We start from the raw sequence: 16,290 nt of genomic DNA on the forward strand, positions 1-16,290 counted from the left end.
GTTAGTTGGGTTGCATTACTTGAAGTGAAGACTCTTGCTGATTTTTCATTTCCGTTATCGTCATGATTTCTCTTTTTATTTTGCAGAATTGAAATGAAAATATACAACTCATCCGTTCATTCTCTTATGAAAACGCATAGCCTGCAGTTACATTTTTTCTGATATTTGGCTCATACTAACCAAAAAGGAGGTATTGGAATGAGCGTAGATAAAGGAAAAAAGAAGAAGAAAAAGAATAAAGAAGAATTAAATGCCATGAAGGGCGGGAAAGAAAGGCATCGCAGAAATCGTTCTTAGGTTGGTGTATAAGAGGAAGGCTGAATCAAAGTTATTTCATCGCTGAGGCTCCATCATATAACGAAAGCCTCCCTGAATTGAATTCCAGAGAGGCTTTCGTTATGAACTATTTACAAGTAAAAATCGAATACATAAATACCAGCCAGCTGCCTAATTCCAATCAATTCCCGCTCAAGAATTCACTTGGAATGGAGGTTAAATCAATTCCCCAAACTATTGGAACAAAATAATACACAGCTAAAATAATAATAATTGTTCCTACGATATTGACCCAGAATCCTGTTTTGATCATCTCAATAATTTTCAGTTTTCCTGTACCGAAAATAATGGCATTCGGCGGTGTTCCAACCGGTAGCATGAATGCACAGTTTGCTGCCAGTGCACATGGAATCATCAGCGCAAACGGATGAATGTTTAACGCAACCGCCAATGCTCCAACTACCGGCAAAATCATGGTCGCTGTTGCTGTATTGGAAGTAATCTCCGTCAGAGCCATAATCATCAAGGTTGCTGCAGCAATAACCACAAGAATATGGAAGCCGTCTAAAACAGTCAGCTGCTCCCCGAGCCAGTCAGATAAGCCTGTTTCTGTAAAACCAGCCGCAATTGCCAATCCGCCTCCAAACAGCAGGAGCACCCCCCATGGAATATCACGGGAATCCTTCCAAGATAAAATACGTTCCTCTTTTTTTGCTGGAATAGCAAATAATAATACTGCGGCTACAATTGCAATCATCCCATCAGAAATCCCTGGAACGTTAACAATGCTAAAATTTCCATCTGTCCAGAGGAAATCTCTTGTAATCCACATAAATGCAGCAAAAACAAACACTACTGCGACCATCTTCTCTTCATAGCCTGTTTTCCCCAGTTTACTTCGTTCACGCTGGATTAATTCTTTTCCGCCAGGCAGCTGCTTAATACTTGTTTTAAATGCAACCTTCCCTAAATATAACCATGTAAAGAAAAGCATAAAAACAACAACGGGAAAAGCAAACAGCATCCAGGTCGCAAAAGAAATATTTACACCAAATAATTCGTCCAGCTGCCCTGCCAGAATAATATTCGGAGGTGTTCCAATCAATGTTCCCAAACCGCCGATTGTTCCAGCGTAACCAATCCCAAAAATCAGGGATTTTTCAAACTTTGGTAATTCTTTTTCTTCCGGAGTTCCTTTTAACACACTTGCTACCTGTACTGTAATCGCCAGCCCCATTGGAACCATCATCATTACCGCAGCCGTATTGGAAACCCACATAGAAAGAAAACCGGTAGCTGCCATGAAACCAAGTAGAATTCGCTGTACACTTGTTCCAATTACCGCAATGATAAAAAGGGCAATACGCTTATGCAGATTCCACTTTTCCATGGCTGTGGCAATAAAAAATCCGCCTAAAAATAGAAAAATAATATCATTTCCATAGGCAGAAGCAACATCTCCGCCTTCCATCGCTCCCGTTATCGGGATTAATATCAATGGCAGGAGAGACGTAGCCGGGATAGGCAATGCCTCTGTGATCCACCATGTGGCTACCCATAATGTCGTAGCCAGAACAGCCTTTCCTTCGGCTGATAATCCTTCCGGCTGAAAAAATAGCATCGTTAAAACGAATAAAAGCGGTCCTAAAATTAAACCGACGATTTGTGCCCTGGAATAAGGTTTCTTTGGAGGTTCGTCTCCTGAATCTTCAGGCTGCCCCTGAACCGTGCTGTCCTTTGCAGAAGTTTGTTTATGTTTTTCAACATCTTTTTCAGTAACATTTTTATGGAGAGCAAAAATATTTAATAGACTTTTTGTGCGTTTATGCTGCCTCCAAAGTTCGTTCCATGCCGATGTTACATAGTTCATCGTTCATACCCCTCTCTGAAAACGCTTACCAAAAATGGTTATTCTTATTTTCGTCTATTTACTATGGTTTGTATATATTTTTTAACTAATCGAAACTAGAAATACGTGTTCAAAAAGTTCGATAAATAGGACCAGCCAGCTAAGAACGCGACGTCCTGTCGCAACGCCGACACTAGCACATCCTGTGCGTCGAAAGTTCAAGGCGACGAGCTATTTACGAACGGACTTTCACAGGATGTGATGACTTCTGTGTTGTCCACAGGACGTGGACGTTCTTAACAGAAGTTCTTTCGTGCTTTATAATACGTGAGTAACGGTCTTGGTGGGGCGAGTAATCGCAGACCCCATCGGAAATAGCTCGTCAACGTAGAAATTCGCCGTGTCATTTTTATTGGACTTTTTGAACATCCTCTAGAAATGACGAAAATTGTTTTTTCCTGTTTGCGAGAGTCTATACTGCTGCAGCGGACGTCCGAAGCTATGGTAAATCACATTTTTTTCAAGCAATCTTTTTTCCTCAAAAAAACGTAAATATTTACGCAGGGATACATGGGAAATGTTTGCATGAGCACTTAAATCTGCCGCTGACAGCCAATCCTCATGCTCCATCATGACCGTTAATATATTTCGACATGTTTCTTTCGTGATTCCTTTTGGCAGATCCTCCGGTTTTAACACAACAGGCTGTTCATGCGGGTGAAATAAACGATCCACTTCTGATTGATGCACCTTTCCTTCCGTCACTCTTATGGTTTGCTGATAACGTAGGAGGGACGCCTGGAAACGTTCGAAGGTAAATGGCTTCAGCAGATAATCTACGACTCCGTAGCGGTAACCAGTCTGTAACGATTGCTGATCATTGGCGGATGTGATTAAAATAACGTCCACATTTATTTCTTCTGAACGGATTTGTTTTAATACATCCAGCCCATTTTTCTGCTGTAAATAAATATCGAGTAAAATCAAATCAACATCTGGGCGCCTTGCCAGCTCAATACCCTCCTCGACCGTTTCTACACTCCCTGTACAGCAAAATCCATCAATTTTTTCAATATACTTCTGATGAAATTTAGCAATAAGCGGTTCATCTTCAATAATAGCTATCCGTATCATTGTGAATTATTCCCCTCTTTGTCGTTCCATTCATATGGCATCGTAATTTGTAAACAAACGCCTGCACCAATCTCAGATTGAATATGATAATTTCCATTGCCTGCTTTAACTGCATTAATCATAATCGTCATCCCGTAGCCGCGGTTCAATCCTTTTGTCGAATAGCCTTTTTCCAGGATAAAAGGTAAATCCTCGACATCAAATCCTTCTCCATTATCACGGATTTCATAGAATAACGCTCCGTCAAAAACATCAAAAATCAATGTGACCTTTTTTTCTTCCTGACCGACCATCGCCTCGACTGCATTTTCCAGGCTGTTTCCAATAATCGTTATCCAGCGGTCAACAGCTGTTGGATCAGAAAGGCTCGGCCATTTATTTTCCCCTTGTATATCCACATCAATTTGAAGCTGTTCCAGGCGCTCCAATTTGGTCAATAAATATCCTGCAATGGCTACATCATCAATATGAGCGGAAATAATCCCTGTTTCCCGCTGATAGATCATGGAAAGGCTATCTACATATTCCGCGAGCTCTTCATAGGATTCGGTATAGACCATTGCTCCGATAATATGAAGCTTATTCATAAACTCATGCGTCTGCATCCGTAACGTATGGGCATAGGACTCTACTCCAGAAAGCTTCTTCATCATGGCGTCCAGCTCATTTCGATCCCGGAAAGTGACAAGTGCCCCGACATTATGTTTATCCACTTGAAAGGAAACACTGTTCGTGATCATTTCTAACTCACCGAAGCGGACAGCTTTATCATAAACGGCCTTTTCCCCGTTTACGAATACTTCCAGTGACAGTTCAGGCCAGATCTCACTTATTTTTTGTCCAATAATATTCCCATGAAGCCCGGCGCGCTCCAGCATTATTTCCGCGGATGGATTCGCAATAATGATGTAACCGTCTGCATTAATAGCGATAACTCCTTCACTTACGCTGTCAAGCATTGCTTCCCGTTCCTCTATCAGATAGGCAATCTCCTGAGGCTCCAGGTTAAATAAGGTTTTCTTCAGCCTCCTTGCTAAAAGGTAAGAGCCTGCTAAACCGAGAAGAAGACTTACAGCTGTTCCGTAAATGGTTATCTTTACACTATCCCATACAGCCTGATTAATAACCTCTGTGGAAATCCCTACAGAAATAGCTCCGATCTGCATACCATCTTGATCATAAACCGGTTCAAAAGCGCGCATCGACGGTCCTAAAGTGCCAACTGCCTCAGACGTATAGCTTTTTCCTTCAAACACATCCTCAATATCCCCGCCGACAAAATGTTCTCCAATCCGCTCCGGAACAGGATGCATCAGCCGGATCCCTTCCATATTCATCAACACAATATATTGCAGATTATTATTCTCGCGAACCTCGGCTGCAATAGTGCGGAGCTCGTCATCTGCCTCCCCTTCTGCAAGCGCATCCGCAACGATAGGCATTCGGGCAAAATGACTTGCACTCAAGCTCGCTTTATCAGCAAGCGCTTCCTTTGTTCCTGTTGCTTGATTATATCCAATAAGCAGTCCTGTAACAAGCAGCGTCAGGCAGATTAATCCGCTGGTGAACAGCAGCATTTGAAGCATGAAGGGCATGTCTTTTTTCCGCATACCAGCTCGTCCTCCTCCCTGTTCAGTCAAACTGCTTCTTTTTTTACAATTGTATAATTTTTATTCATATCAAGGAGTGCAGCTTTGCCAGCACACTCCATAACTGTCCGTATATTTTAAAATAATAACACAGATTCCGTAGCTATATAAGTTGAAATAAAGATTTTAGCTTCTAGTAATCACTCCAACTTTTTATATACTCCCTCTTTTTACTAACATTTTTACCTGTTTTCTTTCTTATCCCTAAAAAAATCCAGATAACCTTCACATACAATAAAGCGTATGTAAAGACCATCCAGATTTACAAAATCGATAGTAATATGAACAAACTCAATGGTCACGCAAAATCAAATAATCTAACAGCTGATAAAAGAAAGCAATATCCGGCAGCGTTGCTAACTCTTTTCTGGCTGCCATATAATGTCTCCACATTTCCTTCTGCGCCTCTTCCTTGCCAAGGATGGACACAAAGGTCGAGCTGTTATTCCGCTCGTCTCTTCCCGGCTGTTTGCCCAACAGCTTCGCATCCCCTGTTATATCTAATAAATCATCTTTGATTTGAAAGGCAATGCCTGCGTGGTACGCGAAACGCTGGACTGCCTGTTTCCGCTCGTCCGATTCTCCAGCCATAATCATCGGCATCATCAGGGCCGCTTCAAAACCAAAGGAGGTCTTATAAACCGATAATTCTCTCAGCTCATCCAGCGTTAATTGCTTTCCTTTTGCCTGCAGATCCAAAAATTGTCCCTGACACATGTTTTGGGTGGTCCGGGTGGAATAAGCAATAAGCTCCAGCAGCCTGCCAGGTTCTTGATGTTTGATTACAGCCTGCTCTTCTACAGCGCGCTGTGTTAACCAAAGTCCAGTCAGCTCCGCCGTCGCATGATTATATTTCTCATGCAGCGTCTGCTTGCCTCTTCTTTCGGGTGCATTATCCTGTGACGGCAAATCATCAAAAATAAGCGAGGCGGTATGCATATATTCTATTGATTTTACTAAGGACAGGACCAAATGGTCTGGAAGACGAAGCCCTTCTTTTGCCAGAACCCACGTCATCATCGGGCGTAAACGCTTGGCATTGCCTGACAGGCTGTCGTTTGCCGCTTCTTCTAATGAATTTTTCGCTGACTCAAAGGGAAGCTGTTCTTCTACTTGTTCTTTGATTTCTTTCATTTTCGATACAAACTGGTTCTTTAATTGCTGATTTTGTTTTAATGTATCTAAAAATTGATCACGGATCCATTTATCAAAGAATGCTACGTTGTGCGTACGATGTACTGTTTTCTCTAAAGCTTTGTCAAAATTCGGATCAAAGGAAAACTGCTGCATCAATTTCTGATAGCGTTCTTTTCCCAATCTTGCCTTTAGCCGTTTTAAACCGTTTATTGCCCTGTCCAAAATAACATCTCTTATCTCCGGCTTTCCCGGATAGAGCTTATGAATAAAATAATAAATAACAGACCAATACATGGCAAAGGGATTGATTAAATTAGAATTCTGTTCACGATACGTCACAAAATACGTATACGGCGTGACATTCCTATTCGCCAGGTCTTCATCTAAATCTGTTAAATCATCCGCAAGCTGATTATACATCCCGTAATGAAACATATTTGCTTCGATGTTCTCGACCTCTGAAAAAGGCTTAAACGAACGGATAATCAGTCTGGAGGAAGCCGATTTTAAAATAACAGATGTATACAGGTCTTCATTGGTATACCTGTCATTATCCAAATGCTTTTGCCTGTCCAGTTCCTGTGCTTCGAAAAATAAATACGCATTTTCCAGGAAAAGCTGTCTATTCTCCTCCGGCTGGCAGGACTTTAAATAATGAAATGCTTCCGACAGCTCCTGATGCACAGCAGAAATGAATTCCCAATGATTCTTCTGCCAATCGTCAGCTTTTACTGGAAGCACCTCCCCTGTGAATAACGTCTGCCGGATAAAATAAGCGAAAGTCTTCTTCTCCGATGCCGTTAACATATCCGCATCCAGCACATCATCAATCAGCGGATAGGTCAATCCATAATAATATCCTGTACGAACAGCCTGATCTAACAGCTGCCTCCTCCGATCTTTGGACAGTTCTCCATCCAATTCTTCCAATTCATGCATAACGACACCAGCAATAATCTTCATTATTTTTCGTTTCGCTTCGTTTTTATCCAAACCATCCGGAAGTATCGCGGAGACACGTTTAAGTTTATCCGACACCCAGAAGAATACTTCTTCCAGCGATTCTTTTTGTGCCATTTGGTAAAGCTCTGTCAGATGGAACGGCACTCGCTGCTCCTTCTGATTCAAGTAATTTTTGACGCCTTCTGTGACAGCAGTTATTCTGTTCTGCATTGCTTCAGAGGTAATATCCCTTCCCAGGTCACGAAAATAAATGTACGAAATACTTCGATGCAAATAAGCATCAAGCTGGCCTGATTTCGCTAAATAAGAAATAAATAATTTGCTTGGCTGCTGCTTCCAATGATCTATATTTACCCATGTTTTCTTTTTATCTTGTTGATATTGATGAAGCGTCTCTATCAAGGCTGACGCAAAATTCTCTTCTTGTATTTGAGCCTGCAGCGTTTGAAAATATGCTTTTGCCTGCTCCTGCTTTGTCTGAAAATAATCTTTGTCCATCTGCATGTTCCGTCCTCATTTTTTTGTTAAGTAATTAAGTATACCACGATGTTCCGTACACAATAATGATGCAAGTAAAACTTAACAAAATCTTTACATTTGTTAAAAATATGCCGTTTACCTGACCTAAAAATCCCAAGTAAAACGGCATATTTTTTTAAGAGGTTATTCAAAAAGCCCGTTAAAAAATACTTTTTGAATACACACTTTAACTTATTTCTATTCATTTCGTTTATGCTCTATGAAAAATCTTTTTTGCTATTTCCATACAAACCACAGCGGCAGCTGCCAGTCCTGTTGCAATTCCCCATTCCTGGAAACCAAAGGAAGCAGGTATATTAAACACCTCTCTTGCAAAAGGAAGCAGCGTTATCCCATATAAAGCAAACCCGATTACAACTGCTCCTATCACATATTTATTAGAGAAGAAGCCAATTTTAATCGATGTCTGTGTATTCGAACGTGCAGCAAAGGTCTGCAGGGTACGTGACATAATCAACGTCGTAAATGCCATCGCCACACCCATTTCATTGGAATGGGACAAACCAATATAGAAAGAAATAACAACAGCAGCAGCAATTAAAATCCCTCTTGTCAAAACAGTCCGCAGCGTACCGCCGGCAAATATACCTTCGTTAACCGGACGCGGTTTCCGCTTCATCACGCCTGCCTCTGATTTTTCCACACCTAACGCAATTGCAGGCAGCGAGTCATTGACTAAATTAATAAACAAGAGCTGCAACGCTGTAAATGGATTCGGCAGATTGAAGATAACAGCATACAGAATCGCGAGGATGGCTCCAAGATTCCCGGCAAATAAATAACCGATTGCTTTTTTAATATTATCAAATACGGTTCTCCCGACCTGAACAGCATTAACAATAGATACAAAATTATCATCGGTCAGAATCATTGCCGACGAATCCTTGGATACATCCGTTCCGCTTCCCATCGCAATACCGATATCCGCCTGTTTTAAAGCAGGAGCGTCATTCACTCCGTCACCCGTCATGGCTGTTACAGCACCTCTTTGCTGCCAGGCTCGGACAATTCTTATTTTATTTTCAGGTGATACGCGGGCGTAAACGGAAATCTGCTCAATTTTGTCCTCTAATTCTTCCTCTGACATCTTATCGAGATCTTTTCCTGTGATTGCAATATCATCATTTTCCATTAAGCCGATATCCCGCCCAATTGCCTGGGCAGTAGTTTTATGATCGCCGGTAATCATAATGGTCCGGATCCCGGCTGCTTTTGCTTCTTCAATCGATCCGTACACCGCTTCCCTTGGCGGGTCCATCATCGCAGTCAGCCCGACTAACACAAAATCCCGCTCATCCTCATACGTAATATCTGTCTGATTATCAGGCAAGCGTTTATAACCATAAGCCAATACGCGCAGAGCCTGGTTGGAGAAGTCTTCATTGGCTCCTTCAAACCGCTCCAGCAAATCATCGGTCAATGGCTGTTCCTCACCATCGAGCAGCACATGACTTGCGCGATGAAACATTACATCTGGACCGCCCTTGGCAAATAACAGACGTTCCCCGTCCATATGGTGAACAGTGGACATCAGCTTGCGGTCAGAATCAAAGGGCAGTTCTGCTTCCCGTGGATATTTTTTTCGTAATTCCTGATAACTGTGCGCATGTTTATCCGCAAATTGAATTAAAGCAACCTCCGTCGGATCGCCAATCTCTTGGTTCTCCTGATTAATATACGAATCATTACAAAGGGCTGCAATATAGACAAGAAATCTCTCGGACTTATCCCATTCATCCGGATTCTCCGGTAAACGTTCATTTTTATGAAAAGGGATAAAATCATCGGTAACGGTCATTTTATTTTGGGTCAGTGTCCCTGTTTTGTCTGTACAAATAATCCGTGTAGATCCAAGCGTCTCTACAGCTGGCAGCTTACGAATAATGGCATGCTGCTTTGCCATTTTATTTGTGCCGACAGATAAGACAATAGTAACAATCGATTGCAAAGCCTCAGGGATAGCAGCAACTGCGATAGCTACCGAGAACATCAGCGCATTTAATAATGCAGTGGTTGTATCTGCCTCACTGTCGCCAAACCAGATACGAGCTGCCTGAACAGCAAAAATAGCAATACATAAAATCAAAATGCCGACACCGAGCTTCTTGCTGAAGCTGTTTAATTTCTGTTGTAACGGCGTTTCTTTCTGCTCTGCAGTAGAAAGCATATCGGCAATTTTACCGACCTCTGTTTGGTTTCCTGTACCGGTAACTACAAAGGTTCCCCGTCCATAAACAACCAAAGAGCTGCTGTACACCATATTTAGTCTGTCTCCTAAAGCAGCCTCGTCCTCAATGATATCGGTGTTCTTTTCTACCGCCTCCGATTCGCCGGTAAGCATTCCTTCATTTACTCGTAAAGAGCCGCTTTCCAGCATACGTCCATCCGCAGGTATATAGTCTCCCGCTTCTAAGTAGACAATATCACCGGGAACAAGCTCTTTGGCAGCGATTGTTTTTTCGGTTCCATCCCGCATCACATTCGCATCAGGGGCAGACATATCCCGTAATGCCTCCAGCGAGCTTTCCGCTTTTCTCGTCTGTACCACGCTGATTACCGAGTTAATCAGCAGAACCAAAAAGATAATAATGGATTCTACCCATTCTCCAATCAATATTTGTACTGCAGCCGCCGCTAACAGGACAATAACCATCGGATCTTTGAAGGTCTCTAAAAAAAGCTTCCACGTCGGTACTTTTTCTTTATCCGCTATCTCATTATATCCGTATTGATCCAGTCTGGATGCTGCTTCTTCGGTTGATAGCCCCTGTTGGGAAGCCTCTAATTCTTCCAAAACATCTGCAGCTTTTTTTTGATACATTTCCATTTTCAAAATCTCCCTGCTTGTTCATTTTTCAATTATAGAGTGCATTTATTGTTTATTTTGCATTCTTCAACACATTCCATCCCCATTTTCAAAATAATACAGCAATGAAAGGTTTTTCTTTATCTTGAGCTATTGCCTTTTTTCATTCGATTGAAACCTTATTACTGCAGAAAAGAAGGAATCTTTACAAAATCTTCATATTTATCTTTTAAAAATGATTTAACTTATCCTGCTGCTATGGAAGCTATTATATACTTCTTTTTCCTTTTATGCTTGCTTGGATATACTCTAATCTGCCAAAAGCCAATATAGACTTTGCAACAGTCAGTTTTTGCCCATCAAAAAAACTGACCTTGTCTCTGGTCAGTTTTTCTGCCGATGTTACTTCTACTCATTCCCCATCTCAATAATCCGCTGATTCCGGCTGCCACGAAAGGATAAGGTTAAATCCCGCTCAGCCAATATAAATGGTCCGTCCACCAGCACATCTACATAGTTAAGAAGCTCCAGCTGATGCGGATCTTTGTTCTCACGCAGCTCTTCGATCGTCCATCCAGTATACGCCCATATATTTTTCCCAAGCGCCTTCAATTGTCTGGCAATACTTGCTGCAGCCTGTGCCTGGTAAAATGGATCTCCGCCGCTTAACGTAATATCTGTCAATGGATTCCATGCCTCCTCGACAATCTGCTGCACATCCATCTCCTTGCCATTCCGTATATTCCAGGACCTTGGATTATGGCATCCCTTGCAGTAATGGGGACAGCCGGCAAAGAAAATAACCGTACGTAAGCCCTCTCCATCAACGACTGAATCATGATAAATGGATAAAATCCGTGCTGTTTCCATCATACATGCCTCACTCTGTCTCGTTCTTCCGATGCTTTTGCTGTATTCCATTTATCCATTGTTCCTACCAGATAGCCGGTAATACGGCGAATCCGGTCAAATTGTCTTTCATCCGCGATTTGACAGCTTGGACACTCGTTATCGATCGTTCCGGTATAGCCGCAGCTTTGACAGCGGTCGACCGGATGGTTTACACTGCCATAGCCAATCCCGCTTTCAGCCATGGTTTTCACAAGGGTGTCGATAGCTTTTATATTTTTGCTGACATCTCCGTCTACTTCAATATAAGTGATATGACCCGCATTGGTATATGGGTGATAGACAGCTTCCCGTTTTATTTTCTCCACAGCTCGAATCGGATAGTACACAGGAATATGAAACGAATTTGTATAATAATCTCTGTCTGTAATTCCGTCTCTTTTTCCAAAATCCTTGCAATCCTGCTTCACAAATCGGCCACTCAGCCCTTCTGCCGGTGTTGCAATCAGCGAATAATTCAAATCATAGTCTTCTGCAGCCTCGTCACATTTCTTCCGTAAAAAGGCAACAATCTCTTCTCCCAGCTCCTGCGCCTGTTCTGATTCTCCATGATGCTTACCTGTCAATGCTTTTAAACACTCCGCCAGGCCAATAAAACCAACACTTAAACTCCCCTGCTTCAATACCTCTTCCAATGTATCCTCTGGATTTAATTCGTCACTGCCTGTCCAGACGCCTTCTCCATGCAAAAAAGTGAAGTTATTCACAAGTTTATTTGCCTGAAATACATACCGTTCATACAATTGACGAATGACCATTTCCGTATAGACCTCTAATTTCGCCATAAATGCCTCGACGGTTGATGAGGTCAGCGCTATTTTCACTAAATTAATACTGGTAAAGGAGATATTGCCGCGCCCGAGACTATTTTCTTCTCCATGACGATTAGCCATAATACGCGTACGGCAGCCCATATAAGCTACTTCCGAATCCGGATTTCCTTCTTCATAATAAACGAAGTTGAATGGCGCATCGATAAAGCTGAAGTTTGGAAAAAGCCTTTTTGCTGTTGTTTCCAAAGCCAGCTGATACAAATCATAGTTTGGATCCGCTTTATAAAAATTAACGTCTTTTTTCATTTTAAAAATTTGAATCGGAAAAATTGGTGTCTCCCCTTTTCCTAAACCAGCCTGTGTAGCTAAAAGAAGATTTTTTATAATCAGTCTTCCTTCTCTGCTTGTATCTGTTCCATAATTGATTGACGTAAATGGAACCTGACCGCCGCTTCTGGAATGGAGGCTGTTCAAATTATGAATAAACGCTTCACAGGCCTGGTAGCATTCCCGGTCCGTTTCCTCCCAAGCTAACTTCTCCAATTCCTGTGGAGCAAGGGGAAGCTGATATTGCTGTAATCTATGCAGCCGCTTTTGATAGGACTTCTTCACAAACGGCGCTAAATCATAATCAAACGCCTGGAAGCTCTGTCCACCATGCTGCTGATTTTGGTTGCTTTGAAAAACGATTGCCGCTAATGCCATCGCACTCAGAATGCTTTGTGGGGAGCGCATATGTCCATGCCCTGTGTTAAACCCTTTTTCCAACAATTTTCCTAAAGGAATTTGGCAGCAGGTCGCTGTCCCCGTGGGCATATAATCTAAATCATGAATATGAATATAATTATCCTCCATTGCCTGCTTCGCTTCTCGGCTCAACATCTTTTCTTTCGCATAAAGTTTTGCACTTTCACTAGCAAACTTGTTCATCTGCCCGCATGGTGATTTCCCGTCCACATTGGCATTCTCCTGTATTAAATCCTGATTGGTGCTGGATACAATCTCTTGAAAATCCTGCATTAAATCTGCTTCTGTACTTTCAGGAGCAGTCATTACTTCCGCCATCTTCTATTCCTCCTTCTTCGTCTCCGCAAATACGTTTCAACGCACTCAAAAACTATATATAGTATGTTTAAAAACAAAGCAGAACTATATATAGTTCTATGGTAAAGGAGGTTAGAAAGAAGTTCAAATGGATATTTTATGACTTTTACCACTTTTTCTTCTCATTCTCTATCCCGATTATGAATTTTTTAAGTCATTTTTGAACCGTTTCAAGCATTTCTTCCAGAAGCTGCTGCCGGTTACCCTGCCGCAGGAATTCCTCTTCTGTAATTTTCTGCAGAATCTGCTTTTTTTGCTCGGGTGTTAAAGGCAGGGTGAGGATTCTTTTTCTTGCCTGATCAAGAAAGATAAGATCAGCTTCTATTTCTGCTGGCAGCTGATCCGCCAGCTTATTTTTTAACTGTTTTGCATAAATTGGACTCGCACCGCCGGTGGACAACGCAAGGCTTAGCGCTCCCCTTTGTAGAACAGCAGGAAAGGATACATCACTTTTCATGGCATCATTTGCAACATAAGCCAGCTGATGCGGCTGTTTGTTTTCATAAAGGGACACATTCAGTTCTTTCTTATCTGTCATCAATAAAAGAAATAGACAATTAAAATGTTCTCCCTCGTGAACCTCTCTTTCCTGCCACTTGATTTTTCCTTTTTGATAAAGCTGCTGCAAAAATGGATGAAGCTTCGGCGCAATGATAGTGATAGCAGCTCCAGCATCTAAAAAATGACGTATTTTTCTCGCTGCAACAGCTCCTCCGCCGACTGCAATGACGGTCTGATTCTTCACCTCTAAAAAAAGCGGCATGTGCATCAGCTGACTCTTCCTTTCAGCAATGTATTGACTCGATCGACTAGGACTGTAACGAGCTGATCATCAAATCCTAAGTACGGACAAAGAATAAATTGTTTATCTGTCCGTTCAGACAGTTCATCTAATTTCTGGCGCAGCTCCCTCATTAATACACCGGAGAATAGCAAATAGGGGACAACATACACCACCGAATTAGGACTTTTAAGCAATTGCTCCAGCCCCTCATCCAATGTAGGACGGGTTGCTGCCAGATAACATGTATTTACTTCATTTACCGGAGCTGCCTCCCATAATAAGCGTGCAATTTTGGCAAGGTCGCTATTGGCATCCGGATCACTGCTGCCCCGCCCGACAAGTAATACAGAAGCAGGTTCGCGTTCTTCATACACAGGCGGTTTACCGGTTTGCTTCAGTCCTCCCATTTCCAGGCGTTTGTTTAGTAAATCAATGATTGTCGGATCTACTCCCATCACCTTTCCATAGGTAAAGGTTACGTCTGGATAGCGTTTTTCTGCCTGCCCTATTTCTTTTGGGATATCCTGCTTTGCATGCCCAGCTGAAAGCAATAGAACCGGCACAACTGCAATCTGTGCTGCTCCCTGCCGGACACAGCTGTCGATGCCTGTTTGGATGGATGGTGAAGCAAGTTCAATAAAGCAGGTTTCCTGTATCTGAATCTGCGGATTTTTTTTCTTCGCTCTGTCTACAAAAGCCAGAAGCTCCTCATTCCCCCGTTGTACCCGGCTTCCATGCCCGATATATAAAATAGCCTGCATCCTGTATTCCCCTTCCTCTCATTCTCTTTCAAGTCTAGCAAATTTCTGCTTAATGAACGATATTAATTGTAAAACTTAAAAATTTTAAGAAAAGGCCGCTGCAGCCAGCGGAGCTTCTTTTTGCAAAAGAACTTCCTGCAGTGCTTCTTCGGTCGGTTCAGATAATACCTCCGAAACAGCATACCCTGCTTTGACAGCAGCCTGCTTTGATTTTTCTCCAAAACAAATCACGCGTGCATAGGTACTAATGTTTTCTGGCGTTTCTCCACAAGCTTGAAACCCTTCCGTCACTGTTTTCACAGAACGCGCATTAGGAAAAATGATCGTTTCGATACGCTCCTCCTCCTGAAGACGGCTGAACGTTTGCTCCGTCTGCTGCACACGAATAAAGCTATGCGTAGCAATGAAATCAGGCTCAAATACGAATGGATAACGCTGCTCTTTTCGATGGAAGCCTTCCGGGTCTCCTAATATTACCAGCGGGGAAGCGTCGGGGCTCCGTTCTGCTATTTCTTTTCCAAAACAATGATAGGATTCTATGGCCTTTACTGTTTTTTTAGAAATTCCATAGAATTCACCTTGAATCCTTCGAATATCGATTTTATTTGCCTGCAGAGACTCGAAGAAAATGTCCACACTTGCCGGTGATAAAAAAAGAAGATCCCGATTTGCCGGAATATCGGCTTTTTTCAACAGATGCTTTTTCTTTTGCATCCGCGGAAATTCAAAAACCTCTGCTCCCTGCTCCCGTAAATGCCGGGCCATTTCACTCGGTTCTTCACCAGCCCGCCCGAGAAGCAAATGCTGACTAAACAGCGGCTTGCTTTCAAACCAGCTTTCTCCTTTTTTCAGTGTGCTTACATCTCCTACTAAGATGATAGCTGGATTTTTAAACTGTGCCGCTTTTGCTTTCTGTACAATAGTTGCAAGATTTCCCTGCAGCGTTCTCTGTTTTCCGGTCGTGCCCCATTGAATTAATAAAACTGGCGTATCCGAAGACCGCCCATATGAGATGAGCTGTTCTGAAATGTAAGGCAGATTGCCCAATCCCATATAGAACGCAATGGTGTCGATCCCGTTCGCTAAAGCATGCCAGTCAATCAGCGGTTCACCTGAAGGCGACTTATCATGACCTGTAATAACAGCAAAGGATAAGCTATGCTCACGATGTGTAACAGGCACGCCCGCATAAGCAGCAGCTCCGATTCCCGCCGTTATCCCTGGAACAATCTCGTAAGGCACACCGGCCTGTTCCAGTGCAGCTGTCTCCTCGCCTACCCGGCCAAATACGCTTGGGTCGCCGCCTTTCAAACGCACAACATTCTTTCCTTCTAAGCCATGCTTTACTAATAACTCATTAATTGCTTCCTGACGCAGTATATGTTTTTTAGGCATTTTACCACAATATATAAATTCTGCTTGCGGTGAAGCATATTCCAGTAAGAGAGGGTTAACCAGCCTATCGTATAAAACAACTTCTGCCTGCTGCAAATACGTATAACCTTTTAAAGTCATTAACCCAATATCTCCAGGACCAGCTCCGACTAAGTACACACATCCTGGTTTTGTCATCATTCGTCACCCTCATTTCATCCATTTCTAAGC

General features: G+C 42.4%; 10 protein-coding genes. All 10 read right to left on the reverse strand.

Annotation, left to right across the window (positions count from 1 at the left end; translation table 11 throughout):
* Positions 1–457 precede the first annotated feature (457 nt).
* On the reverse strand, positions 458–2,146 hold the full coding sequence (locus ACFO3P_RS13460; protein WP_193063609.1) for an SLC13 family permease: 1,689 nt from the start codon (positions 2,144–2,146) through the stop codon (positions 458–460).
* 411 nt (positions 2,147–2,557) lie between these two features.
* The gene (locus tag ACFO3P_RS13465; RefSeq protein ID WP_193063607.1) at positions 2,558–3,259 is read right to left on the reverse strand and encodes a response regulator; all 702 of its coding nucleotides are present in this window, start codon (positions 3,257–3,259) and stop codon (positions 2,558–2,560) included.
* Positions 3,256–4,869, reverse strand: coding sequence for an ATP-binding protein (locus ACFO3P_RS13470; protein WP_193063605.1), 1,614 nt, complete (start codon positions 4,867–4,869; stop codon positions 3,256–3,258). The genes ACFO3P_RS13465 and ACFO3P_RS13470 overlap by 4 nt, the downstream gene beginning before the upstream one ends.
* A 330-nt stretch (positions 4,870–5,199) precedes the next feature.
* Complete coding sequence (locus ACFO3P_RS13475; protein WP_226894832.1) at positions 5,200–7,512, reverse strand: polyprenyl synthetase family protein; 2,313 nt, start codon at positions 7,510–7,512, stop codon at positions 5,200–5,202.
* A 226-nt stretch (positions 7,513–7,738) separates the two neighbouring features.
* The gene (locus tag ACFO3P_RS13480; RefSeq protein WP_193063602.1) at positions 7,739–10,375 is read right to left on the reverse strand and encodes a cation-translocating P-type ATPase; all 2,637 of its coding nucleotides are present in this window, start codon (positions 10,373–10,375) and stop codon (positions 7,739–7,741) included.
* 387 nt (positions 10,376–10,762) lie between these two features.
* Positions 10,763–11,227, reverse strand: coding sequence for an anaerobic ribonucleoside-triphosphate reductase activating protein (gene nrdG / locus ACFO3P_RS13485; RefSeq protein WP_226894831.1), 465 nt, complete (start codon positions 11,225–11,227; stop codon positions 10,763–10,765).
* Entirely contained in the window at positions 11,224–13,101 is a 1,878-nt protein-coding gene (locus tag ACFO3P_RS13490; protein WP_226894830.1) for an anaerobic ribonucleoside triphosphate reductase, read from the reverse strand. Before ACFO3P_RS13490 ends, nrdG begins: the two co-directional genes overlap by 4 nt.
* Positions 13,102–13,294: 193 nt before the next feature.
* Complete coding sequence (locus tag ACFO3P_RS13495) at positions 13,295–13,909, reverse strand: precorrin-2 dehydrogenase/sirohydrochlorin ferrochelatase family protein (protein WP_193063598.1); 615 nt, start codon at positions 13,907–13,909, stop codon at positions 13,295–13,297.
* Complete coding sequence (locus tag ACFO3P_RS13500) at positions 13,909–14,685, reverse strand: sirohydrochlorin chelatase (protein WP_193063596.1); 777 nt, start codon at positions 14,683–14,685, stop codon at positions 13,909–13,911. The genes ACFO3P_RS13495 and ACFO3P_RS13500 overlap by 1 nt, the downstream gene beginning before the upstream one ends.
* Before the next feature lie 84 nt (positions 14,686–14,769).
* Positions 14,770–16,260: a uroporphyrinogen-III C-methyltransferase gene (cobA, locus tag ACFO3P_RS13505; protein WP_226894829.1), complete on the reverse strand. Its 1,491-nt coding sequence runs from the start codon at positions 16,258–16,260 to the stop codon at positions 14,770–14,772.
* Positions 16,261–16,290 lie beyond the last annotated feature (30 nt).

It is taken from the genome of Oceanobacillus aidingensis (genome assembly GCF_042654105.1).
GTDB classification, from domain to species: domain Bacteria; phylum Bacillota; class Bacilli; order Bacillales; family Amphibacillaceae; genus Oceanobacillus; species Oceanobacillus oncorhynchi.